Below are 22,358 nucleotides of genomic sequence, written 5' to 3'. Positions count from 1 at the left end.
GCAGGGACCTCCCTGTAGGGCGAAAAGTCGCTGCCCGACTCGGCCTTTATCGATCTTCGGTGCCAGGGGTACGTCGGCCGAGGAGGAGCGCAAGACCGACCATGGCGACGCCCAGCACGAAATGGAGCCAGTCATCGGCGGTGTTGAGGGGCACGAAGTTGGCGTCACTGTCCTGGCTGACGGCCAAGCCGTAGATCCACAACACTAGGTAGATGGCCCCGCCGACCAGCAGATAGTTATATGCAGCGGAAGCGGTACGGGCCAGTGCCAGACCGGCAACGCCGAAAGCCAGGTGGACCAGATTGTGCAGGATGGAAATCTGGAAGATCCCGAACAGCTTGGCACCCGACTCGTGGGAGGCGAATTCCATCGCGCTGTAACTCGTGGTGATCCCGGGGATGAAGCCCAGTATGCCCACCAACAGGAATACGGCACCCATCAGCCGGGCGGCCTGCTGCACGGGGGTGCGGGCGGTCACGTGGCGTGTATGTGTGGTCATGATTTGTCGATCCTCACTGTCTTTCGGAGACGAGCAGGAAAAAGTCGAGTACCACGCCTGGTGCAGGAACCACCTGGTTGAGACAGGCATCGGCGCGCGCAGCCGCTCCGGCCCGGTCGAGCTGCTCGGCATGTTGAGCCGCAAACAAAGACGTGGCTGCCGATTCGTCGGAGTGCGGTGTTGCTCAAGAAAATGGGCACTCTGGTGTAGTCAGCGTCTGCTGAGGTTCTGGCCACTGCTGGGATCACGAGCACGTTCTCATCGTCATCGCCTCTGCCACTGCCCGGCACGTGCAGGCGAGAGGACGACGATGGCGACGTCTCTGGCATTGTCGACGGGCTCAGGCGCGCCCCGGCGTAAGACACCCCATAGCCAGACCGCAGGAAACAGACCCCACTACCGACCTAGAAAGAGCGGGAGAACACCGTGATCGTCAAAAAAATGCACGAGGCGGGCATCCGCAGCGAGCACGCCTACATGGCCGCCTTCACCTCCATCGGCCTGACCGTTGCCGCCTGGATGACCAGCCTCAAAGCCGAACCCGGCACCGGGCTCGCCCGCGCCGACCGGTGGGGCATCTTCGTAGGCGAGTGGGCCCCCACGTTCTTCGGCCTCGGCCTCGCCCTGTCCCACTACGAACAGCACGACGGCACCCTCACGGCCAGCGTCCATGAATTCCGGGAGCGCAAGGCAGCTGGCTGAAAAGGGCCTCCCCGGTGGTGCCTGCCCGGGCGGGCGCCACCGCCCTGCCATCAGCCACTCTGGAAGATCATGAACGCTTACAACAATGGGCCCGACCCGGCCCATCTGCGCCTCGAGGGCCTTGCTCTGATCACATTGGACAGGGCCTGTTGCCTTTATCATCAAAAGCGGCCTTGACGTTGGCGGGGCACCCGTGGACACACCGCAATGCCGCACTACTCCATTCCCGAGTGCATTCACCGAGTTGCGCGCGTGCGCAGGAACTCTCGCTCTGCCCTGCCCAGCGAGGTCACGAAGGACGTGAAGGCGTCGGAAAAGGGCTTTTGTCGGCACTGTCCCGCTGGCCGTGCTGCTCGACCGGGCGATGGGTGCGTTGGGAAGTAACCGCGCCCGCCGCCCCGTCGGCGCCTTTCCATGCTCGCTCTGCCACGGCGGAAAGTGGCTGCTACCGCACCGAGTGCGCGCGCAGCCCTCGCGGCAGCCCGTCCATCACGACTGAGAGCATCGTCTGGCTGATGGCTGTGTCCGTGAGTCCCACAGAGCCGTGGAACCCCGGGTATAGGTGGAACTCGGTGGTGACCCCCGCCGTCGTCCGGCTCGTCCCGAACGCCACCCACTGCGCCATGCAGAAGGCCCAGGAAATCGTCCCCTGGAGCCTGCGGTGGCTCCGCGACCAGCTGGTCTGACCGCGCCCACCACCAGGTGTTCCCCTGACCGGAGCACCAGCCCCTGCCTAAGCAGCACCAACCGCCGTCGGCGTCCGCCTCCGTGCCGAAACCCCGGAGCCGATCCGGCGAACGGGACGCGCACCTGGTGGATATCGTGCGCGGCGGGCGTCCCGACGAAGAGACGCGGGAAGGATCACAGCGTCCGGGTCCCTGGGAAATCCTGCAACACCTCCACTCAGCGCGGAGATGGAATCGCGCTGCCAGGCCAATGCCCGGTGGCGACGCCCATGAATAGAGTCGCGGCCCGTCCCGGGGAAGGGTTGGACGGACGCCTAGCCGCGCATGGCGTCGCGGACGAGGGCGGTGTCGGCGAACTGCTCGAAGCGGACGATCAGGCCGCCGCGGACCACGAAGTGGTGGGCGACGCGTACGTCGATCGGCTTGCCGGTGGCCTTGTTGGTCGCGGTGTAGCGGGCGAGGACGACGACGTTCTCCCCCTCGACGACATAGGTGTCGTCGTGCGCGGTCCAGTCGTCCCACTCCTTGCCCAGCTGCTCCATGACATGGGAGGTGACCCCGTCGGGGGTGCGGTAGGTGCCGGCGAGAGGGAAGCCTGCCATCTCCTTCCACTCCACGTCCGGGGCGAGGGTGGCGCGCAGGGCCTTCAGGTGGCCGGCCGCGGAGGCCAGGTACTGGCGGCGGACCACGTCGGCCGGGGCCGTGGAGGTCGCGAAGTCGGTGTGTTCGTACGTCATGGCACTCAGCCCCACTTCATCTCGCCCTTGGCGACCTTCGCCCCGATCTGGGCGGCGATCAGCATGCCGTTGTCCGGGTAGCGCTGGACGAGTGCCTCGGTCAGGGCGGCGCCGTCGGCCGCCTTGCCGAGTTCCTCCTCGAAGGCGACGAGGTAGTCGCGGGTGGCGGTGATGGCTGAGGCGTCGGCCGCCGTGCCGGGCAGGCGGTGGCCGGGGACGACCAGCTGCGGGTCGAGGGCGGCCATCTCGTCCAGGAGGTCGATCCAGGCGGAGCGGTCGTCGGGGGTGGGGGTGTCGGCGACCCAGACGTGCTCCTGCTGGAAGAGCAGGACGCCGCCGAGGAGGGCGCGATGCTCGGCCTGCCACAGGTAGTGGCGGTCGGGCAGGCCGGCCGGGCCGCCCTTGAGCTCGAAGCGGTGGCCTTCGAGGGTGAGGTCGCCGGTCAGCGGGGTGAGATCGACCAGGCGGGTGGGCAGGTTGGGGCCGAGGGCCGCCCACGCCTTGAGTTTGCCCTCGTAGGAGTGCTGGATGTGCTCGATGACGATCGGCGTGGCGACGAAGGTGGCGTCGGGGAAGGCGTCGGCGATGACCTCGGCGCCGAAGTAGAAGTCGGGGTCGCCGTGGCTGACGAACACGGTGGTCAGCTGCTTGCCGGAGTCGAGGATCTCGGCGGTCAGGCGGTGGCCGTCGGCGCGGGTGAAGGCGGCGTCGACCAGCAGCGCCTCCTGCTCACCGGTGACGAGCGTGGCGGTCTTGTTCTTGCTGCCGGCCGGGAAGTCGAGGTCGATGACCTTGAAGGAGAGGGTGCTCATGCGGGGCCTCCTGGGGGGACGGGGATTCCGTGGGTGGGGCGGTGGTCAGGGCGCGGTGATCAGGGCGCGGTGGTCAGGGCGGCCAGTCGCCGGTCGATCTCGTCGGCGGTGGCGTGGCCATGGGCCAGGGAGACGACTCGGTCGCCGTCGATGGCGAGCAGGGTGGGGAAGCCGGTGACCCCCAGCTCGGCGGAGCGGTGGAAGTCGTCCGCCGCCGCGTTGTGCGCCTCGGGCGCGTCGAAGGCGGCGACGACGGCGTCGGCGTCCAGACCGGCCTCCTCGGCGACCTTCCGGTAGGTCGCGGGGTCGGAGAGGCTGAGGCCGTCGACGTAGAAGGCCCGCTGGAGGGCGCCGGCCAGTTCCGCCGCGCGGTCGGGGGCCACCCGGCGCAGGGCGACGACGCCGCGCGCGGCGGCCTCGGAGTCCATCACGAACGATCCGTCGGCGATCAGCCGCTCGTAGCCCTCGCCGAACTCGGCGCCGGTCAGCTCGGCGATCTGGGCGTTGGCGCCCTGGACGTAGCCGAACTCGCGGATCGGCACCCGGCGTGGCCCGGTGAACAGCCCGCCGGAGACCACCTCGACCGGCAGTTCGGGATGACGGGAGACGGTCTCGCGCAGAGTTCCGGAGAACCCGTGCGACCAGCCGCAGTAGGCGTCGAAGACGTAGACGAGCTTCATCGAAGACCCCAGCAAAGGTGTGGCGCCCGCCGAACGCGAGCGGTTCGTCTGAGAAAACAGTAACTGACGCCTCAGATATTTCTTCGTTCGTGTGACGACGGCCACACCGGCAAGCGTCATGTCAGTGCATCAGTGAAGCCGCACGGCCGCAGCAGGAGGGGCCGTTCAGGGCAGGCGGGGCAGCTCGTCCCGGGCGGAGTGGCTCAGGATCCGCAGGTCCTCGGCGAACCGCTCCCGGTCCTCGGGAGGCAGGGGCGCCAGGAAGTAACGCCGGATGTTCTCCACGTGCACCCGGGACGCCCGCACGGTCGTCTCTTCCCCCAGCCGGGTCAGCCGTACCAGCCGCCCGCGCCTGTCACCGGGATCCTCGGCGCGCTCCACCAGTCCGGCCGCCTCCATCCGGTCCACCAGACGCGTCGCCCCGCCTGTGGTCAGCACCTGCTCCTGGGCGATGGCCCGCATCGACAGCCCGGGATCGCCCGCCCGTCCGAGGATGAGCAGCACCTCGAACATCAGATGGCTGATGCCGCACTCCAGCTCCAGCGACCGCCCGAGGATGTACTCCAGCCGGTTCGCCGCCCCCTGCAACCGCCCGAACGCCAGCACCAGAGCATTGTCCGCGGCCTCCTTCGGCGACGAGATCTCCGTCGGCTCTTCCACGTTCCCACCGCCCGACTGGTCCTCCACACCATGCATCCACTGATCATGCCTGGTGCGGCCTTGGGCGCTCACCTTGCCCACAGTGAAGGGGCTAAGTGCCTGCCGCGCAGAGGACCCGGCCGAGCGAGAGCGGCGGGCGCTTCACATCGGCCTTGCTCGCGTCGCCTTGGCACTGCCGGTCGGCCTGACGTCGAAACGGACGTCCTCGAGCGACGTCCGTCAGTACGCGACGGTGATGCGGCGGCGGATCGCCGTGCTCTTCTCGGCCTCGTCGACCAGGGCGACCGCGTAGTCCTCGGCGCTGATGAAGCTGGTGCCGTCCTCCGCGATCAGCAGGTCGTCGCCGCCGAGGCGGAAGGTGCCGGTGCGCTCGCCGGGGGCGATCTCGTCGGCCGGGGAGACATACGTCCAGTCCAGGTCGTCGCCCACTTCGCCGCGCAGCAGGCGCAGCACCTCACGCTGGGCGAGCGACTCGGCCTTGTACATCGCGGGGAAGTCCGGGGTGTCGACCCGGTCCTGGCCCGAGGCGGTCTTCAGGCTGCCCGCCCCTCCGACCACCAGCAGGCGGTGTACGCCCGCTGTGCGCAGCCCCTCGACCAGGGACTTGTACGTCGCCAGCAGCGGGGCGGCCGGGTCGGAGCCGTCGCGGGGCGGGGAGACGGCGCAGATGACGGCGTCGTGTCCGGCAGCGGCCTGGGCGACCTCGCCCGGCGCGGTGGCGTCCAGGGCGAGGGCGGTCAGCGCCTGGTGCTCCGGCAGCCCGTCCGCACGGCCCGAGCGGGTGGCAGCGGTGACTTCGTGGCCGCGGCCGAGCGCTTCCGCCGTGATGCGGGAGCCGATCATGCCGGTGGCGCCGATCAGGAGGAACTTCACAGGTGACTCCGTTCGTACTCGTTCTCGTTGCGTGTGCGTGTGCGTGTGCGTGTGCGTGTGCGTGTGCGTATGCGTGGGTGTGGTCAGCGCTGGATCTCGAAGGTGACCTTCGCCCGCTCCACCGTCTCCTGCAGGACGCGCACCTCTCCGGAGGCGTTCTGGTACTTGCCGGTGCCGCCCGTGATGGCGAACCGCTCGTCGAAGACGGGTCCGGAGGCGGAGAGCTTGGCCGTGCCGGCCGTGGTGATCTTGCCGCCGGGCAGCTCGTAGACGAAGGTCAGCAGCTCTGCGGTGCGCGGCTTGGCGTCGGTGGAGACGCCCACGAAGCTGCTGGTGCCCAGCTTGCGGCCGTCGCGGCCGATGAGGTCGCCGGTCCCGATCAGCTGGTCGCCGAGGGCGGAGTCGGCCGGGGCGACGTCGACCATGTTGATCGCGGTGCCCTTCTCGACGGCCTCGATGGTGATCGTGCGGTGCCCGCGCGAGGCGGGGGCGGCGTCCGCCGAAGCGGGCGCCAGGGACAGGCCGAGGGTGAGGGCGCCGGCCGTGGCGGCGGCGACACCGAACGCGGGGAGGGTGCGCTTGCGCTTGCGCATGATCGGGCTCCACATCTGTGGGGGCGTACAGAGAAAAGTATCTGCCGAGGCAGACAATATATCTGCCGATGCAGATACTGCAACAGAAGCTTCTTCCGCTCTCGGCTTTCTGCCATCCTCGTGGGGTGAACGAGCAACTGCTGAATGACGACGACGTGACGCTCTACGGACTGTTCGTGGAGGCGTTCGCTCGCCTCAAGCCCCTCGTGCACCGCGATCTGGGAGTTCCGGACACGTGGTTCGAGGTGCTGCTGCGGCTGGGCCGCACGCCCGGGCACCGGCTGCGCATGACGGACCTGGCGGAGGCCGTGTCCTTCAGCTCGGGCGGCTTCACGCGGCTCGCCGACCGCATGGCGAAGGAGGGGCTGATCCGCCGCGACCCCGACCCCGCCGACCGGCGGGCCGCACTCGCCGCGCTGACCGACCAGGGCGCCGAGGCGCTCGACCGCGCCCTGACCGCCCATGTCCGCCATCTCCGCAGCCACGTCACCGGACCGCTCTCGTCCGAGGACCGCCGCCACCTGGAGCGCATCCTGCGCACGCTCCGCGACGCGAACGAATGAAGTTCCGTGCGGACGCGCATGCCCTCAGCGCAGGATGGGCCGGGTCATCAGTCACCTGCCCAGTCACCGAGCGGGTTCTTCTACAGCGCACGCTCCGCCGCCGACTGTGCACAGGGCATCGAGGACCTTGCAGCGCAGAACGGGCTTCACCCAAGCTCTGTGCACGCGCGAAGTCATCCCAACCGGACGTCCGACCGGGCCCAGCCGAACACAGTGCCCGTTCGTGTGCGCGCTCTGCCCACCGGCCTTCGTCGCCCTGCGCACGATCACGCCCGCGCCGGACAGGCTCAGACGGCGTCGGCGAGGGACTGATAGGCGCTGTCGGAGAGCCCGATCCGAGCGGCGCCGATGTTCTCCTCCACGTGGGCCACCGAGGACGTGCCGGGGATCGGCAGCAGCACCGGCGAGCGGCGCAGCAGCCAGGCCAGCGCGAGCTGCGACGGCGTCGCCTCGTACTCCTTGGCAACGGCATCGAGAGGGCCGCCCGGCCTGGCCAGCTGTCCGGTGGCGATGGGGAACCACGGGATGAACCCGATGCCGTTTGCCTCCGCGTATGCCAGCACGTCCTCGGACCTGCGCTCGGCGAGGTTGTACATGTTCTGCACCGACACGATCTCGGTGATCGCCCGGGCCTCCTCCAGTTCGGCCACGGAGACTTCCGACAGGCCGATGTGCCGGATCTTGCCGGCGTCCCGCAGCTCGGCCAGCGCGCCGAGCTGGTCGGCGAGTGGCACCTGCGGGTCGATCCGGTGCAACTGGTAGAGGTCGATCCGCTCCAGGCCGAGGTGACGCAGGCTCAGTTCGACCTGCTGGCGCAGGTACTCCGGGCGGCCCACCGGCAGCCACGCGCCGGGGCCCGGCCGGGTCAGGCCGCCCTTGGTGGCGATGACCAGGTCGTCCGCGTAGGGGTGCAGTGCCTCGCGGATGAGTTGCTCGGCGGTGAACGGGCCGTAGGAGTCGGCGGTGTCGATGAAGGTGACGCCCAGTTCGACCGCACGGCGCAGCACGCGCACGGCCTCGGCACGGTCGGCAGGCTCCCCCCAGACTCCGGGGCCGGTCAGGCGCATGGTGCCGAAGCCGAGGCGATTGACCGGCAGGTCGCCGCCGATCCGGAAGACTCCGCTTTCGACTGCGGGACGGACGGCGGTTCCGTTCGTGTTCGTGATCACGCGCGGGTCCTCTCAAGGCTGAACTGGTTGCGAAAGTGAAGTGTTCGTGTCTGCCGAAAAACGCCGGACCCTGCCCTGACTTGACGGAGGCGAAGCGGATGGGCGTTGCAGACGTGGAGGGATGGATCAGAGGGCGCCTGTCGGCCGATCGCGCCGGTGATCTCGGATCATTTATAGCGCCGCCAGTACATGCATGCACCGGCGGTGCACATTCTTTGCTCGGCCTTGACGTGCGGGCGCGCGGCCCGGTCGGCATGCCGGCCGCGGCGGGAGGCGGATGTGACGTGTCGTCGGCCTGAGGTCCCCCAGTCCTGAGGTCCCCCAGTCCTGAGGCGCCGTCAGCCCTGCGGTGCCGTCAGGCCGTCAAGAAGGAGGTCGAGTTTTGCCCGAAGGGCCGGGCCGAGAGGGAACGGCTGGTCGGTGTGCTGCTGCGCCTGGAGCCAGCGGTGGAGGGTTTCGGTGTACACCGCACTGAGGATTTCCGCGACGGTTTCCGGGGCCACGGAGGGACGGAAGTCGCCGTTCTCCTGGCCGAGGCGGACGCTGTCGAGGAACGAGTCGAAGACCGGGAAGGGGCTCTCGAGAGTCCCCAGCTCGCTCAGCCAGCCCAGCGAGAGGACACGGGCCATTCTGGGGTTCTCCTCGTTCACCTTGGCCAGGGCCTCCATCTGGAGCTCGAGCCGGCGGCGGGCGGGGGCCCGGCGGACGCCGCCGTCTACCAGCCGGGCGGCCACGAGATCCCGGCGCTCGACCCTCCAGGCATCCAGCATGTCGCGCTTACGAGGGAAGTGATTGAAGACGGTTCGGCGGGCAAGGTCGGCACGCTCCGCGATCTGGTCGATGGTCGTCGCGGCGTAGCCCTGTTCGGCGAACAACTCCAGGGCGGCATCCAGGATCGCGGAACGGATCCTCTGCCGCTGCCGCTCCCTGCGGCCCATCGGCTGCTCGGTCGGGCCTGCGGGGCTCTTGGCTGCCGCGGGTGAACGGGTCACGTGTGTTCCCTCGCCTGGACGTCACGGTTGGTGTACTCGATTGCCACTGACGCCATTCTATAGATGCATCGCTGGTGCATACATGCATCATGGTGCACGCTTGTGCGGGGAGAGGGGACTCACTGTCCCGCCGTCACGCTCACTGGAGGACCGCACCATGCCGTTCACCTTCGCCGTAGACCCCGCCGAACTCATCGAGGAGCGCGCGCCCCAGTGGCGGTTCGGGGGTATCGAGGACGCTGTCCTGGAGGAGATGTCCCGTCGCATCAGCGACCTCTGGGCCGAGGGCCCCGGGGGCTGGGCGCACGAGTGGTCGATCCTTGCCGAGCAGGCCGAGAAGGACGGTGATCTGCTGAAGGCCAGCCACCTGTACGGGATCGCCAAGTTCCCGGTCCTGGGCGGCAACGCGGCGCACACCCGGGCTTATGAGAACCACATGCGCACCTTCCTGGACGCCTCGTCCGGCTTCGAGGTGCCCTTCGAGCGTCATGTGATCGATGTGGACTTCCGCGGAGAGACCGTGCAGGTGCCCCTTCACCTCTACGTCCCCGGGAACCTGCCTGCGGACGCCCCGATCGTGCTGGTCTTCAGCGGCGTGGACACCTGGAAGGTCGAGGTGCATGCCACCGCGCTCGCGACGGCTCGTCTGGTCGGCGCGCGGGTGGCCACCGTCGACATGGCCGGCACCGGGGAATCGCCGGTCGCCAACGGACCCGACGGAGAGCTGTACGTCGGCGACGTCCTCGGCTGGCTGCGCCGCCGCTTTCCCGAGGCGCTCAAGGTGGGCACCGTCGGCTTCAGCTTCGGCGGGCACTGGACGATCAAGCTGGCCCTGCGCCGGATGGTCGACGCCGCGGTGAGCATCGGTGGGCTCATCGACACCGCCTTCACCCCCGAGGCCGTCGCCCGGCTCCGATTCGGCATGCCCGGCATCTTCGGCAACTCCCTGCGGCTGGACGCCGAGCCGAGCCTCGCCGAACTCCAGGCCGCCATGGCCGCCTTCTCGCTGCGTACCCAAGGGCTCCTCGACGACTGGGGCAGCGACCCCGTGCCGCTGCTGTACGCCAACGGAGACCGGGACCAGCACGTCCCGGCCGACGACTCCAGGCCCCTCGAGTCCCGCCCGAACACCGTCGTCCGGCTCGTCCCGAACGCCACCCACTGCGCCATGCAGAAGGCCCAGGAGATCGTCCCCTGGAGCCTGCGGTGGCTCCGCGACCAACTGGCCTGACCGTGCCCACCACGCCGATCAGGTGCACCGCAAGCCGAACTGGAGACGGCCGCCGAGAAAGGCTTCACCGCCGAGGTCGTGATCAGCAACGGCATCGCGACCACCATCCGCGACGGCCACTGAGCCGCAGGCCGGCCGGAATGCGCCGCGCTGGATGCGGCGCAAGAAAGTCCGGGGTGTCGACCCGGCCCTGGCCCGAGGCCGTACGTCGTCACAGCGGGGCGGCCGGGTCGGAGCCGTCGTGGCTGAGAGCGCGAGTTCGCTCCTTGTCACCCGCTCTGCAACTTCAACGGCGATCGCCCGATGCGCGGGCGGTCATCGCCCTCAGGATCGGGTAAGCCGTTCCACTTGGTGGTGGATGTGCTCCACGTGGTGCTCGGATTCCGGTTTCATCAGCACGCTGCGGAGGATGCGCGCGCTGTCGGCGTCCGCGGTGATTTTGGGGTGGCGCGCGGTGAACGCCTCGCGGTCGGCTTTGAGGGTGCTCAGGAACACCGGGTCGGGGCTCGTCATGCCGTCCGCCAGGATGCGGGCGGAGGCCGTGTCGATGCCGCTGAGGGTGGCGGGGTCGACGACGGGGAAGTAGCTGACGATGTCCAGTTCCGGCTGTTGGTAGAGCTCCAGGTGGTCGGAGGCGGTGATCAGCTGTGCCCACTTCAAAGCGGCCCGGCGGCCCGCCGCCAGCACCCGGCCCAGGCCGTCGGCGGTGGGCGGGAGGAGCTGGAAGGTGAGCCACAGGGCGGCGGCCGAGGCTCCGGCGCGTGAGCATTCCAGGCTGATCTCGCCGAGGTGGAGCTCGCTGGAGGTGAAGTAGGTGTAGGGCGAGTCGTGGAGGTAGAAGCGCCCCACCTCGGGGTCGCGGAAGAGCACGGCTCCGCAGCCGTAGGGCTGGAGCCCGTGTTTGTGCGGGTCGACGACCACCGAGTCGCACCCGGCGATCGCCTGCCAGGGCTCGGGCGCGAGTCCCTCGGGCCCGTCGACACCGGCCAGCAGGGTGAAGAAGCCGCCGTAGGCGGCGTCGACGTGGAGGCGGACGCCGTAACGCTCTTTGAGGAGCAGGGCTTCGTGGATCGGGTCGATGGCGCCCAGCCCGGTGGTTCCGGCGGTGAGTACGACCGTGCCCACCCGGCCGTCGCGCAGCAGGTCCTCCAGCGCGTCGAGCTCCATACGTCCCCGGTTGTCCGTGGGGACCGCGTGTCCCTCCATCCCCAGCACACGGCACATGCGGCCGTGGGTGTAGTGGGCGTCCGCGCTGTACGCGACACCTCGACCGGGGTGGAGTTCGCGGGCGACGAAGAGGGCCTCGAGGTTGGCGATCGTGCCGCTGGTGGTGAGGTGGCCGAGCGGAGCGTAGTCGGAGCGAATGGGGGCACCGCCCGCGCCCGAAGGGCTGTGGGGGAGGGTGTCGTAGCCGAACATGGCGGCCAGCTGAGCGACGGCCTCGCGTTCCATCCGGGCGGTGGCGGGGCCGCCGTCCAGGGCGTGGTTGTTGGGGTTGATCAGCATGGCGGTGAGGTAGCCGACCGTCGCGGCGGGGTGCGGGGGCTTGAGCATCTGCCCCGCGTAGTGCGGGTGGAAGAACGGGTAGTTCTCCCGCAATCTCCCCGTGAACTCCTCGAAGGCTGTGGCGAAGCGGTCGTCGTCGACCTGGAGTGATGGGTGCGGCTGGTAGGGGCCGAAGGTGTCGGCCCAGTCCTGTATCGCGCGGGTGGCTCGGCCGAGCCAGTGCTGCAGGTCCATGGATGTCCCTCTCTCCGATGGGGCCGCCTGCGGGATGGGCGTCCACCATAGGATTTCGTTGAGCAGTCAGCAATTGCGTGCTCAGTAATTGAGACATCAGTAGGTGATGTAGCAGTAAACTTGAGGTCAGGACCGTCAGGATGGGAGGACCTGGGCAGGTGAATGCCGCGACCCGGCGGGGCGACCAGGCCGCCCGTGCCGCCAACAGCCAGTTCGTTCACGACTTCGGACTGCTGATCAAAGCCGCGACCCGCCTGGAGCAGCGGATCGACACCGCCCTGCGACGGGAGTGCGGGATCAGTCACACGATGTTGGAGGTCCTCATCAGGCTGTGCCGCAAGCCGGGCGAGGAGGTCTCCCAGCGCCGGCTCGCCGACGACCTCACCCTCACCAGCAGTGGCACCACCCGGCTGATCGACCGGATGGAAGAAGCCGGCCTGGTCCGCCGCGTCCCGTCACCGGAGGACCGCAGAAGCGTCCTGGTGGAACCGACCGATCACGGCCGTACCGTGTTCCTTCAGGCCGCGACGGTTCACTCTCATGTCGTCGAGCGGTACTTCGTCACGCCCGTGGCCCGCGACGACTACACCCGGCTGACCGGCGCGCTGAGCGATATCAACGAGGCGCTGCGCGACGCCACCGACTGACATCGCTGCCCCATGGCGGTTTCCGCTGCGGGTGGTGCGCCGACAGCGCTGCGCCGGGGCGGAACCCGGTGGCCGGGCGACCGCGGTGACCGGCGCTCCGCCCGCGTACGTCGGGGTCCGGCACCGGATGGCGGTGCTGTGCCGGTGGGGAGCCGGGTGCGACAGGCGGTGCGGTCGGTACGGTGGCTGAGCCCTGCCGGAGGGCGAGCAGTACCAGCGCGCGGAGGACCGCACCTGAGGCGGACATCGCCCACCTTCCTCGCGGGATCCCGCGCGCCTCGGCCATTCGGCCACTGTTGAGGCGGCCCGCGCTCGGGCGGCGATGGCCGTTCGGCCGATCCCGCCGGCCGCAGGACGCCTACTCCGGCGCCGTGAACCTTTTGCCCGTGATCGACGGACCGGCCGTGCCAGGCGGCCGACGGCGCAGAGGGCTGCGCGCGGTCGGCGTGGCCCTGACGATCCTGGCGGCCGGCACGGACCTGCTGGAAGCGGGCCTGTTGGCGGCACTGGGACCGCAGGACGGGTACAGCGTGACGCCGTGGCTGCAGCCCGCCACCGTGCTGCCGCTGTGCCTGGCCGCAGCTGCGCCCCGTGCTGCGGAACATCGGGTCGGCCGGATCCAGAGCGTGCGGTCACCGACTCGGCTCTCTCTGCACCCCGCCATGGCTCCACCGACCCGACGGGTCGACCGCTCTGGCTGCTACTGCCGGACGTACCAACGGCAGTTGTACTCACCCGAGTCGTACGAATACTGCCCGCTCGTTCGATCGTCCCGCGTACCTCACAGTGAATGCCGTGCCGCACCGAAGACCTGGTGAGCCGGCTGCCGACCGAATGCAGCCAGGAACGCCACACTCCTGGGCCGACGGCTCGTCTGCCCGGTCCCGCGGATCAACTGCTCCAGCCGCCGCAGCAGTAGCGGCGCTGCGCATCAGCCATGCCATGCAGTCCGCTTTGCCATGCAGTCCGCGAATGGCGCCGGTGAGAAGCAGCACCTCACCCCCGACACCCCCCACCGTAGGAAGAAGCATGAAAGTGCCCAGAAAAGGCAGAAGTCATGGCTCCGGCCGCAGAGCAGTCGCCTCCCTGCTGGTCCCGGCGCTCGTCTCAGGCCTGACCCTCGCCTACGGCGTGTCCGCGCAGGCCGCTCCCGCCGCCCCGCCACCGGAGCAGCCTACGGGCGCGGCTCGGCAGACCTATTCCGCCGGCACCTACCTCATCCAGCTCTCCGGCGACCCCGTCGCCGCGCAGCCCGAAACCGCGCCGGAGCCCGGAAAGAGGCTGAACACGCGGTCCGAGGCCGTACGCGACCACGTCCGCCGCCTGGAGCGGGCGCGTGACCAGGTGCTGGCCGAGGTGCCGGGTGTCCGGCCGCTGTACAGCTACCAGTACGTACTCAACGGATTCGCCGCTGAACTGACGGCGAGTCAGGCCACGAAGCTCGCTCGCGCCCCGGGCGTCGCCTCGCTGGTGCGCAACGAGATGATCCGGCCGACCGGCACGGACGAAGCCGTTGGTGCCGGCAGTGGTGGCGCGACCGCTGCCCGTGCCGCCGTCTCCGGCCCCGGCAGGGCGTACGGTGCGACCGGCGTGCTGCCCGCCGCCGACACCGCCAAGTTCCTGGGCCTGAAGGAGCGCGGGGGCCTGTACTCCAAGTTCCGCGGTGGGCAGCGGAACGCGGGGGCAGGCGTGATCATCGGTGTCGTCGACTTCGGGATCGACAACACCAACCCGTCCCTGCGGGCCCTCCCGGAGCCCCGTCCCGACGCCGAGGCCATCGCCAGGAAATGGAAGGGCGTCTGCGACCCCGGTGAGGACCGTGCGCACCCGTACACCTGCAACAACAAGCTGATCGGCGCCCGGTACTTCAACAAGTCGGTACCCGAGCTCGCGGAAGACGACACGCCGTCCCCGGTCGACGACGAGGGGCACGGCACCCACACCTCGACCACCGCGGCCGGAAACTACGGTGTGCCCGCGTCCGTGCCCGGCACCGGCATTTCCCGCACCCGGATATCCGGGATCGCCCCGGCCGCCCGCGTCGCCGCCTACAAGGCCTGCTGGAAGGGCTCCGGCTGCTGGACGGCGGACGTCGCCGCGGCCATCGACCAGGCTGTGGCGGACGGCGTGGACGTCATCAACATCTCCCTCGGCACGGGTGGCGATCCCGCCGACCTCACCCGTCCCACCTACACGGCCATGTTCAACGCCGCCAAGGCCGGCGTCTTCGTCTCCGGCTCAGCGGGCAACGACGGGCCGTCCAGGGTCGTCAACAACGCTCCGTGGATCAGCACCGCGGCCGCTTCCACCCACGATCTCGGCTACCGCACGAGGGTCGTCCTGGGCGACGGCACCTCGTACACCGGAACCGGCCTGAACGCCTCGCCCGTTCCGTCCGCACGGTTCGTCGACGCGGCCGGGGCGGCCCGCAGCGGCGTGGACGCCGCCCAGGCGGCGCTGTGCCGGCCCGGCACCCTGGACCCGGCGAAGGTCAAGGGCGCCATCGTGCTGTGCGAGACGAACGGCGACGGCACGGGCGCCCGCGCCGGCAAGAGCGCGCAGGTCGAGGCGGCCGGCGGCGTCGGCATGGTGCTGTACAACTCCCGGGCGCTGCTGGACACACGGGGCGACGTCCACTCCGTCCCCGCCGTCCACGTCGACAACGTCACCGGCCGGGCGGTGAAGGCGTACCTCGACCGAGCCGGCGACCGCGCCACGGCCCGGCTCGGCGCGGCGCGCGCCGTACGCCAGGAGGCACCGGCGATCGCCGCCTTCTCCTCGGGCGGCCCGGACGTGGCAAGCGGCGGCGACCTGCTCAAGCCCGACATCGCGGCCCCTGGCGTGGATGTCGTCGCCGGTGCCGTCCCCGGCGGCAACGGCGGCACCTTCAGGGGCCCGCAGGGCATCGCGTCCGGCACCTCGATGGCCGCCCCGCACATCACCGGACTGGCCGCGCTCCTGCGCTCCCTGCACCCGGACTGGTCGCCCATGGAGGTCAAGTCGGCCCTGATGACCACCGCGGCGACCAAGACCGACGAGGGCAAGGAGATCCGGCGCATCGGCGCCGACGGGCCCGCCACCCCGCTCGACTACGGCGCCGGGCAGGTCGCCCCGAACGCCGCCGACGACCCCGGCCTGGTCTACGACGCCACCTCCGCCGACTGGACCGCGTACCTGTGTGCCCTCGGTCAGCGCCCGGTGACCGGCGACGGCGGTGACGCCTGCGCCACCGCCCGGAAGATCGATCCGAGCGACCTCAACTACCCGACGATCTCCATCGGTGACCTGGCAGGCAAGCAGACCGTGACCCGCACCGTCACCAACGTCGGCGACACCACCGGCGTCTACACCGCCACGCTGCGGACACCGCGCGGCTACCGGGCGACGGTCTCACCGAAGCGGCTGATCGTGCCGCCCGGCCGGTCGGCCACGTACCGGGTGACCTTCACCCGCACGGACGCGGACTACGGCAAGTGGGCCTTCGGATCGGTGAGTTGGGGCGACAGGGACGGACACCGGGTGCGCAGCGCCATCGCCCTGCGTGCCACGCAGATCGCCGTCCCCTCGCAGGCCGACGGCACGGGCGCCACAGGATCCCTCACCCTCCAGGCGAAGACGGGCTGGGACGGCAACCTCACCACGACCCTGAACGGCCTGTACTCGGGCACGGTCAGGACCGGGACCCTGACGGGCACCTGGACCGACAGCTTCACACCACCGCCGTCGCCGCTCCCGGCCTCCGCGGCCCGGACCGAGATCACCGTTCCCGAGGGCACCGCGCTGGCCCGGGTCGCGATCCGCTCGTCCGACTTCCTCGCCGGCAGCGACATCGACCTGTGGGTGTACGACAAGGACGGCAACCGGATCTCCTCCCCCACCGGCAGCAGCGACGAGTACCTCGACCTCACCGAGCCGGGTACATACGAGGTGTACGTGAACCAGTTCGCCCTGCCGGAGGGCGCCACCAGCCAGACGTACACCCTCCACACCTGGCTGATCGGCCCGGACTCCCGTCCCGACCGGCCGGCCACCGTCACCCCGGCCGAACAGCGCGTGGCCCTGGGCGGCACCGCGGACGTCACCGTCTCCTGGCGCGACCTCCCGACCGGCCGTACCTATCTCGGCCTGGTCGGCTACGACGACGGCACCGGAACCGTCGGCACCACCCTCCTGACCGTCACGCCGTAGTTTCCCGTTCCGCCACTCGATTCCGGACCACGGCGGCCGTACGCGAACGTACGGCCGCCGTGTCGGCATGCCCGGCTGCCGGCGATGACGTCGTGAAGACCACCACCGACGGTCGGACCGCTCTGCCTGCTACTGCCAGACGTACCAACGGCAGTCGTAGCTACCGGAGTCGTCCCAAAACTGCTTGCTCGTTGGATCGCGCCGCATGCAGCACAGTGGATGCCATGCCACACCGACGGCCTGGTGAGGCGGCTGCCGACCGTGTTCGACCTCCGGTCGCCGCCATCCTCGCGGGCCGAGGGCCCGGCTCGTCCACCGCGGCGTGAACCGTCTCCCGTGCTCACGCCGATTCGTGCACATGACGGTGGTCGGTACGCCATCCGTCTTCCGTCGACCAAGAGAGTGGGCATGTCCATCGAACCCCCCGAGACAACTGTTTCTCCCTCCGAGAGTTTTCCCGAGAGTTTTCCCGAGGGATTTCCCGAGGGATCTGCGTCCGACCCGTCCCGGCGCACGTTCATCGCGACCACGGCCGTCGGCGGTGCTGTCGTGGCGGGTGGCCTGATAGGCGGGCCGTCCGTGTTCGGCGCCGAGCCGGTGGACGCCGCCACCCAGGCGCCGCCCAGCAGCCGCGTCTCCGTGACCGTCAACGGCGAACGCCGCACCGTCACGGTCGACAACCGGACCTCGCTGCTGGACCTGCTGCGCGAACACCTGGGGCTGACCGGCTCGAAGAAGGGCTGCAACGCCGGTGCCTGCGGTGCCTGCACCGTCCTGGTCGACGGCCACCGGGTCAACTCCTGCCTGACGCTGGCGGTCCGGCTGGACGGCGCCGAGGTCACCACCATCGAGGGCCTGGCCAAGGGCGAACGGCTGCACCCGCTGCAGCAGGCGTTCATCGACCAGGACGCCTTCCAGTGCGGCTACTGCACCTCCGGTCAGATCATGTCCGGCGTCGGCTGCATCGACGAGGGTCACACCGGCTCACCGGAGGAGATCCGGGAGTTCATGAGCGGCAACATCTGCCGCTGCGGCTGCTACGTGAAGATCGTGCGGGCGGTCGAGCAGGCCGCGCACGGGAAATGAGGCACAGCCCCCATGTATCCCTTCTCCTACACCAGGGCCACCGACACCCGGCAAGCCCTCCACGCCGGCCGTGACGGCGGCCGTTACATCGCCGGCGGCACCACCCTGGTCGACCTGATGCGTGAGACCGTCGAACGACCCCGCACGCTGGTCGACATCAGTGCCCTGCCGCTGCGCGACATCATGGTCACCCGGCGCGGGGGCCTGCGCATCGGCGCGCTGGTCCGGATGTCCGAGGCCGCCGCCCACCGGGGGGTGCGCGCCCTGTACCCGGTGATCTCGCAGGCGCTGGAGCTGAGCGCGTCGGCGCAGCTGCGGAACATGGCGACCATCGGCGGCAACATCATGCAGCGCACCCGCTGCACGTACTTCCGCGATGTGACGGCCGCCTGCAACAAGCGTGAGCCGGGCTCCGGTTGCGCGGCCCTGCACGGCGTCAACCGCACCCACGCGATCCTCGGCACCTCCGACGACTGCGTGGCCACCCATCCCTCCGACGTGGCCGTGGCCTTCGCCGCCCTGGAAGCGACCGTGCATCTGCTGGGGCCGGACGGCGAGCGCACCGTGCCCTTCGCCGACTTCCTGCTCAAGCCGGGCAGCACCCCGAATCGCGAACAGGCCCTGCGTCCGGGCGAGTTGATCACCGCTGTCGAAATCCCGGCCCCTCCGCGCCCGCTGAAGTCGGGCTATCTGAAGGTGCGCGACCGGCAGTCCTACGAGTTCGCGCTCACCTCGGCAGCCGTCGCCCTGCACATCCGGCACGGGGTGATCCGTGAGGCGAAGGTGGCTGCCGGAGGCGTGGGCACCGTGCCCTGGAAGCTCACCGCCGTCGAGCGGCAGTTGATCGGGCGGCGGCCGTCCGACGCCCTGTGGACCACGGCTGCCGAACACGCCGCCGACGGGGCCCGGCCGCTCCAGCACAACCGTTTCAAGGTCGAGTTGCTCAAACGGACCGTCGAGCGCCAACTGCGCGTCGTAGGAGGTGGCAAGTGAGCCCGCAGCCGCAGGCAGCCGTCGGAGCGCCGCTGTCCCGGGTGGACGGACGGCTGAAGGTGACCGGCCAGGCCAAGTACGCCGCCGAGCACGACATCGACGGGGTGGTGCACGCCGTCGTCGTCGACAGCAGTATCAGCCGCGGCCGTATCACCGGTATGGACACCCGCGACGCCGAAGCCCAGCGCGGCGTGCTGAAGGTCATCAGCCACCGCAACGCGCCCGAGCTGGCCTACCGCGAGTTCCCCTTCATCCCCTTCCCGGGCGAGCGGCTGCACGTCTTCCAGGACGACCGTGTCCGGTTCTTCGGCCAGCCGGTCGCGGTCGTGGTGGCCACCACACTGGAGGCCGCGGAGCACGCCGCGAGCCTGGTGAAAGTCACCTACGACGCCGAGAAGGCCTCGACCGACCTGACCGACGCCCCGGCCGAAGCCGGACCTCTGCCCTTCGCGCGGCCCTACTCGCGGGGTGACGCCGAGGCAGCGCTGGGCTCCGCGGACGTCCGGATGGAGATGACCTACCGTCTCTCCCGCAACCACCACAATCCGATGGAGCTGCACTCCACCATCGCCCGCTGGGAGGGCAACAAGCTCACCCTGTGGGACAAGACCCAGCACGTGATCGGTGTACAGAACGAGCTCGCGTCCGTGTTCGGCATTCCACCGGCGGACGTGCGTGTCCTCACGCCGTTCATCGGCGGCGCCTTCGGCAACGGACTGCGGCGGTGGCCGAACACCACCATCGCCGCGCTCGCCGCACGTGAGGTGAAACGCCCGGTCAAACTCGTCCTGACCCGCAGGCAGATGTACTTCAGCGTGGGGTTCCGGCCCGCGTACGAGTACAAGCTGCGGCTGGGCAGCAACCGGCGCGGGCGGCTGACCGCGATGACCCACGACTTCAAGTACGAGACCTCCAGCTACGAGCGGTTCTGGGAGGCCAACCTGGCGCTGGGGCGGATGCTCTACGCCGTGCCGAACGTCAGCCAGACGCCCCAGACCGTACCGCTGGATGTCGTCACCCCGATCTGGATGCGCGGCCCCGGTTACTCCACTGCCAGCTTCGCCATCGAGTCGGCGATGGACGAACTCGCCTACAAACTGGGCATGGACCCGATCGAGCTGCGGCTGCGCAACGAACCCGACGAAGACCTGTCGAGCGGACACCCCTTCTCCACCCGGCGGCTGCGCGAGTGCTTCAGCGTCGGCGCCCGCGAGTTCGGCTGGCACCGGCGCAACCCCAGGCCGCGCTCCACGCGTGACGGCGACTGGCTCATCGGCACCGGCGTGGCCACCGGCTGCTACGACGTCTTCCAGAGCGAGGCCCATGCCCACGCCCGGCTCGACGCCGACGGCACCGTGGTGGTCCAGTCCGCGACCCATGACGTGGGCACGGGCACGTACACCTCCATGAGCCAGGTCGCCGCCGACGCCCTCGGCCTGGCGGTGCGCCACGTCACCTTCCAGCTCGGCGACTCCAGGATGCCGCCGGCCCCGCCGCAGGGCGCCTCGCAGACCATGGCCAGCGTGGGCTCCGCCGTCCAGGACACCTGTGACAAGCTGCGGCAGCAGGCCATCAAGCTCGCGGTCGAGGACGAGCGCTCACCGCTGCACGGCGTCGACGCTGACACCATCGTGGTCCGCGGCGGCCGGATGCATGTGAAGGGCAGCCCCGCGCGGGGTGAGACCTACCGGCAGCTCCTCGCCCGCAACAACCGCACCCACCTGGAGGCACGCGGGTCCTACTCCCCGGTGCCGGAGCAGGACAGGCGGTTCTCGATGTACGGCTACGGCTCGGTGTTCGCCGAGGTCGCCGTCGACGCCCGCCTGGGTCTTGTCCGGGTGCGGCGGATGCTCGGCGTCTACGACGCGGGCCGGATCATCAGCCCCAAGCTCGCCGACAGCCAGGCCTTGGGCGGGATGATCGGCGGCATGGGCCAGGCCCTGCTGGAGCACACGGTCACCGACCACCGCGACGGCCGGATCACCAACGCCAACCTCGCCGACTACCTCGTGCCGACCCATGCCGACATGCCCGACCTGAAGGCCATCTACCTCGACGGAGAGGACTACAAGGCCGACCCCATCGGCGTGAAGAGCCTGGGCGAGCTCGTGATGGTCGGCGTGGCGCCCGCCATCGCCAACGCGGTCTTCCACGCCACCGGACGCCGCGTCCGCGACCTGCCCATCACCGCCGAAGCCCTGCTCTGAACCCCGGGCGGCAGGGGCCCCTCCCGCCACCCGGGCGGGGCCCTGAGAGCCGTCCCCCTGATCGGCCCGCCGCCGTGCCTCCGGTCCCCCATCCGGCGCGGCGGCGGGCTTCCCAACCACTCACCGAAGGACACCTCTCATGCTGAACATCGCGGACACGCTGTACCGCTGGTGCCGCGAGGACCGCCCCTTCGCCCTCGCCACCGTGACCCGGGTCAGCGGCAGCGCACCTCTGCCGCCCGGCACCGCGCTGGCCGTGGGCACGGACGGCGAGGCGGTCGGCAGCATCTCCGGAGGATGCGTGGAAGGCGCCGTCTACGAGCTGTGCAGGCAGGTGCTGGAGACGGGCGAACCCCCGATACGGGCCTCGTTCGGCTACTCCGACGACGACGCCTTCGCCGCGGGCCTGACCTGCGGCGGGGAGCTGGAGGTCCTGGTGCAGCGGGTCGACCCCGCCGACCAGCCCCACCTCGCCACCGCCCTGGAACAGGTGTCGGCCGGTGTGCCCGTCGCCGTGGCACAGGTGATCGACGGGCCGCAGCACCTACTCGGCCGCACCCTGTCCGTCCTCGGGGACGGCAGCGCGTACGACGGGACACTGGGCAACCGGCAGCAGGACCGTACGGTGGCCACCCGGGCCGGCGCGCTGCTGCGAGCGGGCCGGACCGCCCGCGTCGAGGTGGGCGGGGACGCCGACACCTGCCCGGAGAAGCTGACGCTCCTGGTCCACACCCACGCGGCCCCGCCCCGCATGCTGATCTTCGGTGCCGTCGACTTCGCCGCCGCCCTCAGCCAGGCCGGACGGTTCCTCGGCTACCACGTCACCGTCTGCGACGCCCGCCCTGTGTTCGCCACGCCCGCCCGCTTCCCGCACGCCGACGAGGTCGTCGTCGACTGGCCCCACCGCTACCTGGAGGCCACGGAAGTCGACGCCCGTACCGCGATCTGCGTCCTCACCCACGACGCCAAGTTCGACATCCCGCTGCTGCGCCTGGCCCTCGGCCTCCCGGTCGGCTACATCGGCGCGATGGGCTCCCGGCGCACGCACGAACACCGCCTGGAACGTCTGCGTGAGACCGGCGTTCCCGAAGAGCACCTCGCGCTCCTGCACTCGCCGATCGGACTGGACCTCGGCGCCCACACCCCCGAAGAGACGGCGATCTCCATCACCGCCGAGATCATCGCCCACATCAACAACGGCACCGGCCTGCCCTTGTTCCGTGTCCCCGGTCCCATCCACGGTTCCGTCCCGGTGGCCCCGATGTCACCGGCCTCGGTCCTGGCCGCATGACGGCGCGAC

19 protein-coding genes are annotated in these 22,358 nt (G+C 70.0%); 9 read left to right on the top strand and 10 right to left on the bottom strand.

What is annotated here, in order from left to right; genetic code table 11:
• Positions 1-46 precede the first annotated feature (46 nt).
• A complete protein-coding gene (locus HJD23_RS19030; protein ID WP_171109831.1) occupies positions 47-499 on the bottom strand; it encodes a DUF4383 domain-containing protein in 453 nt (150 codons plus the stop codon).
• A 426-nt stretch (positions 500-925) separates the two neighbouring features.
• Here HJD23_RS19030 and HJD23_RS19025 point away from each other — a divergent pair, with 426 nt between their 5' ends.
• The gene (locus HJD23_RS19025) at positions 926-1,201 is read left to right on the top strand and encodes a hypothetical protein (RefSeq protein WP_171109830.1); all 276 of its coding nucleotides are present in this window, start codon (positions 926-928) and stop codon (positions 1,199-1,201) included.
• A gap of 1,000 nt (positions 1,202-2,201) precedes the next feature.
• Here the strand turns inward: HJD23_RS19025 and HJD23_RS19020 are convergent.
• From HJD23_RS19020 to HJD23_RS18995, 6 genes are all read right to left on the bottom strand, one after another.
• Positions 2,202-2,624: a nuclear transport factor 2 family protein gene (locus HJD23_RS19020; RefSeq protein ID WP_171109829.1), complete on the bottom strand. Its 423-nt coding sequence runs from the start codon at positions 2,622-2,624 to the stop codon at positions 2,202-2,204.
• Between the two features lie 5 nt (positions 2,625-2,629).
• The gene (locus HJD23_RS19015; RefSeq protein WP_171109828.1) at positions 2,630-3,436 is read right to left on the bottom strand and encodes an MBL fold metallo-hydrolase; all 807 of its coding nucleotides are present in this window, start codon (positions 3,434-3,436) and stop codon (positions 2,630-2,632) included.
• 59 nt (positions 3,437-3,495) lie between these two features.
• Complete coding sequence (locus HJD23_RS19010) at positions 3,496-4,116, bottom strand: DsbA family protein (RefSeq protein WP_171109827.1); 621 nt, start codon at positions 4,114-4,116, stop codon at positions 3,496-3,498.
• Positions 4,117-4,281: 165 nt separating this feature from the next.
• On the bottom strand, positions 4,282-4,812 hold the full coding sequence (locus HJD23_RS19005; protein ID WP_171109826.1) for a MarR family transcriptional regulator: 531 nt from the start codon (positions 4,810-4,812) through the stop codon (positions 4,282-4,284).
• A gap of 183 nt (positions 4,813-4,995) precedes the next feature.
• The gene (locus HJD23_RS19000; RefSeq protein ID WP_171109825.1) at positions 4,996-5,649 is read right to left on the bottom strand and encodes an NAD(P)-dependent oxidoreductase; all 654 of its coding nucleotides are present in this window, start codon (positions 5,647-5,649) and stop codon (positions 4,996-4,998) included.
• A gap of 83 nt (positions 5,650-5,732) precedes the next feature.
• Entirely contained in the window at positions 5,733-6,242 is a 510-nt protein-coding gene (locus HJD23_RS18995) for a hypothetical protein (RefSeq protein ID WP_171109824.1), read from the bottom strand.
• Positions 6,243-6,367: 125 nt separating this feature from the next.
• Between HJD23_RS18995 and HJD23_RS18990 the strand changes: the two genes are divergently transcribed.
• Positions 6,368-6,805 (top strand): MarR family transcriptional regulator, encoded by a 438-nt coding sequence (locus tag HJD23_RS18990; protein ID WP_171109823.1) that lies wholly within the window; start codon positions 6,368-6,370, stop codon positions 6,803-6,805.
• Between the two features lie 287 nt (positions 6,806-7,092).
• Here HJD23_RS18990 and HJD23_RS18985 read toward each other — a convergent pair whose 3' ends face one another.
• Positions 7,093-7,974: an aldo/keto reductase gene (locus HJD23_RS18985; protein ID WP_240980746.1), complete on the bottom strand. Its 882-nt coding sequence runs from the start codon at positions 7,972-7,974 to the stop codon at positions 7,093-7,095.
• 338 nt (positions 7,975-8,312) lie between these two features.
• Positions 8,313-8,966: a TetR/AcrR family transcriptional regulator gene (locus HJD23_RS18980; RefSeq protein WP_240980745.1), complete on the bottom strand. Its 654-nt coding sequence runs from the start codon at positions 8,964-8,966 to the stop codon at positions 8,313-8,315.
• Positions 8,967-9,123: 157 nt separating this feature from the next.
• Here HJD23_RS18980 and HJD23_RS18975 point away from each other — a divergent pair, with 157 nt between their 5' ends.
• Complete coding sequence (locus HJD23_RS18975; RefSeq protein ID WP_171109822.1) at positions 9,124-10,197, top strand: alpha/beta fold hydrolase; 1,074 nt, start codon at positions 9,124-9,126, stop codon at positions 10,195-10,197.
• 324 nt (positions 10,198-10,521) lie between these two features.
• On the opposite strand, the gene HJD23_RS18970 is transcribed toward HJD23_RS18975, so the two are convergent.
• On the bottom strand, positions 10,522-11,937 hold the full coding sequence (locus HJD23_RS18970) for an aminotransferase class I/II-fold pyridoxal phosphate-dependent enzyme (protein ID WP_171109821.1): 1,416 nt from the start codon (positions 11,935-11,937) through the stop codon (positions 10,522-10,524).
• Between the two features lie 158 nt (positions 11,938-12,095).
• Between HJD23_RS18970 and HJD23_RS18965 the strand changes: the two genes are divergently transcribed.
• The 6 genes from HJD23_RS18965 (at position 12,096) to HJD23_RS18940 (ending at position 22,349) form a co-directional block, all read left to right on the top strand.
• The gene (locus tag HJD23_RS18965) at positions 12,096-12,584 is read left to right on the top strand and encodes a MarR family transcriptional regulator (RefSeq protein ID WP_171109820.1); all 489 of its coding nucleotides are present in this window, start codon (positions 12,096-12,098) and stop codon (positions 12,582-12,584) included.
• A 1,029-nt stretch (positions 12,585-13,613) separates the two neighbouring features.
• Entirely contained in the window at positions 13,614-16,772 is a 3,159-nt protein-coding gene (locus tag HJD23_RS44740; RefSeq protein ID WP_171109819.1) for a S8 family serine peptidase, read from the top strand.
• 408 nt (positions 16,773-17,180) lie between these two features.
• Positions 17,181-17,858: a (2Fe-2S)-binding protein gene (locus HJD23_RS18955; RefSeq protein ID WP_171109818.1), complete on the top strand. Its 678-nt coding sequence runs from the start codon at positions 17,181-17,183 to the stop codon at positions 17,856-17,858.
• A 12-nt stretch (positions 17,859-17,870) separates the two neighbouring features.
• Complete coding sequence (locus tag HJD23_RS18950; protein ID WP_171109817.1) at positions 17,871-18,851, top strand: xanthine dehydrogenase family protein subunit M; 981 nt, start codon at positions 17,871-17,873, stop codon at positions 18,849-18,851.
• The gene (locus tag HJD23_RS18945) at positions 18,848-21,058 is read left to right on the top strand and encodes a xanthine dehydrogenase family protein molybdopterin-binding subunit (protein WP_171109816.1); all 2,211 of its coding nucleotides are present in this window, start codon (positions 18,848-18,850) and stop codon (positions 21,056-21,058) included. Before HJD23_RS18950 ends, HJD23_RS18945 begins: the two co-directional genes overlap by 4 nt.
• Before the next feature lie 139 nt (positions 21,059-21,197).
• Entirely contained in the window at positions 21,198-22,349 is a 1,152-nt protein-coding gene (locus HJD23_RS18940; protein ID WP_171109815.1) for an XdhC/CoxI family protein, read from the top strand.
• The last annotated feature ends 9 nt before the right edge of the window (positions 22,350-22,358 follow it).

The organism is Streptomyces sp. Z423-1, from assembly GCF_013009255.1.
Taxonomy (GTDB): Bacteria; Actinomycetota; Actinomycetes; order Streptomycetales; family Streptomycetaceae; genus Streptomyces; species Streptomyces gossypiisoli.
Note: the sequence above shows the minus strand (reverse complement) of the source record. Positions and strands in the feature narration are given on the sequence as shown.

Excerpts from the sequence above, each read along its gene's own strand:
- HJD23_RS19030 (WP_171109831.1), bottom strand. The coding sequence starts at position 499 with ATGACCACACATACACGCCACGTGACCGCCCGCACCCCCGTGCAGCAG.
- HJD23_RS19020 (WP_171109829.1), bottom strand. The coding sequence starts at position 2,624 with ATGACGTACGAACACACCGACTTCGCGACCTCCACGGCCCCGGCCGAC.
- HJD23_RS19015 (WP_171109828.1), bottom strand. The coding sequence starts at position 3,436 with ATGAGCACCCTCTCCTTCAAGGTCATCGACCTCGACTTCCCGGCCGGC.
- HJD23_RS19010 (WP_171109827.1), bottom strand. The coding sequence starts at position 4,116 with ATGAAGCTCGTCTACGTCTTCGACGCCTACTGCGGCTGGTCGCACGGG.
- HJD23_RS19005 (WP_171109826.1), bottom strand. The coding sequence starts at position 4,812 with ATGCATGGTGTGGAGGACCAGTCGGGCGGTGGGAACGTGGAAGAGCCG.
- HJD23_RS18995 (WP_171109824.1), bottom strand. The coding sequence starts at position 6,242 with ATGCGCAAGCGCAAGCGCACCCTCCCCGCGTTCGGTGTCGCCGCCGCC.
- HJD23_RS18975 (WP_171109822.1), top strand. The coding sequence starts at position 9,124 with ATGCCGTTCACCTTCGCCGTAGACCCCGCCGAACTCATCGAGGAGCGC.
- HJD23_RS18970 (WP_171109821.1), bottom strand. The coding sequence starts at position 11,937 with ATGGACCTGCAGCACTGGCTCGGCCGAGCCACCCGCGCGATACAGGAC.
- HJD23_RS44740 (WP_171109819.1), top strand. The coding sequence starts at position 13,614 with ATGAAAGTGCCCAGAAAAGGCAGAAGTCATGGCTCCGGCCGCAGAGCA.
- HJD23_RS18955 (WP_171109818.1), top strand. The coding sequence starts at position 17,181 with ATGTCCATCGAACCCCCCGAGACAACTGTTTCTCCCTCCGAGAGTTTT.
- HJD23_RS18950 (WP_171109817.1), top strand. The coding sequence starts at position 17,871 with ATGTATCCCTTCTCCTACACCAGGGCCACCGACACCCGGCAAGCCCTC.
- HJD23_RS18940 (WP_171109815.1), top strand. The coding sequence starts at position 21,198 with ATGCTGAACATCGCGGACACGCTGTACCGCTGGTGCCGCGAGGACCGC.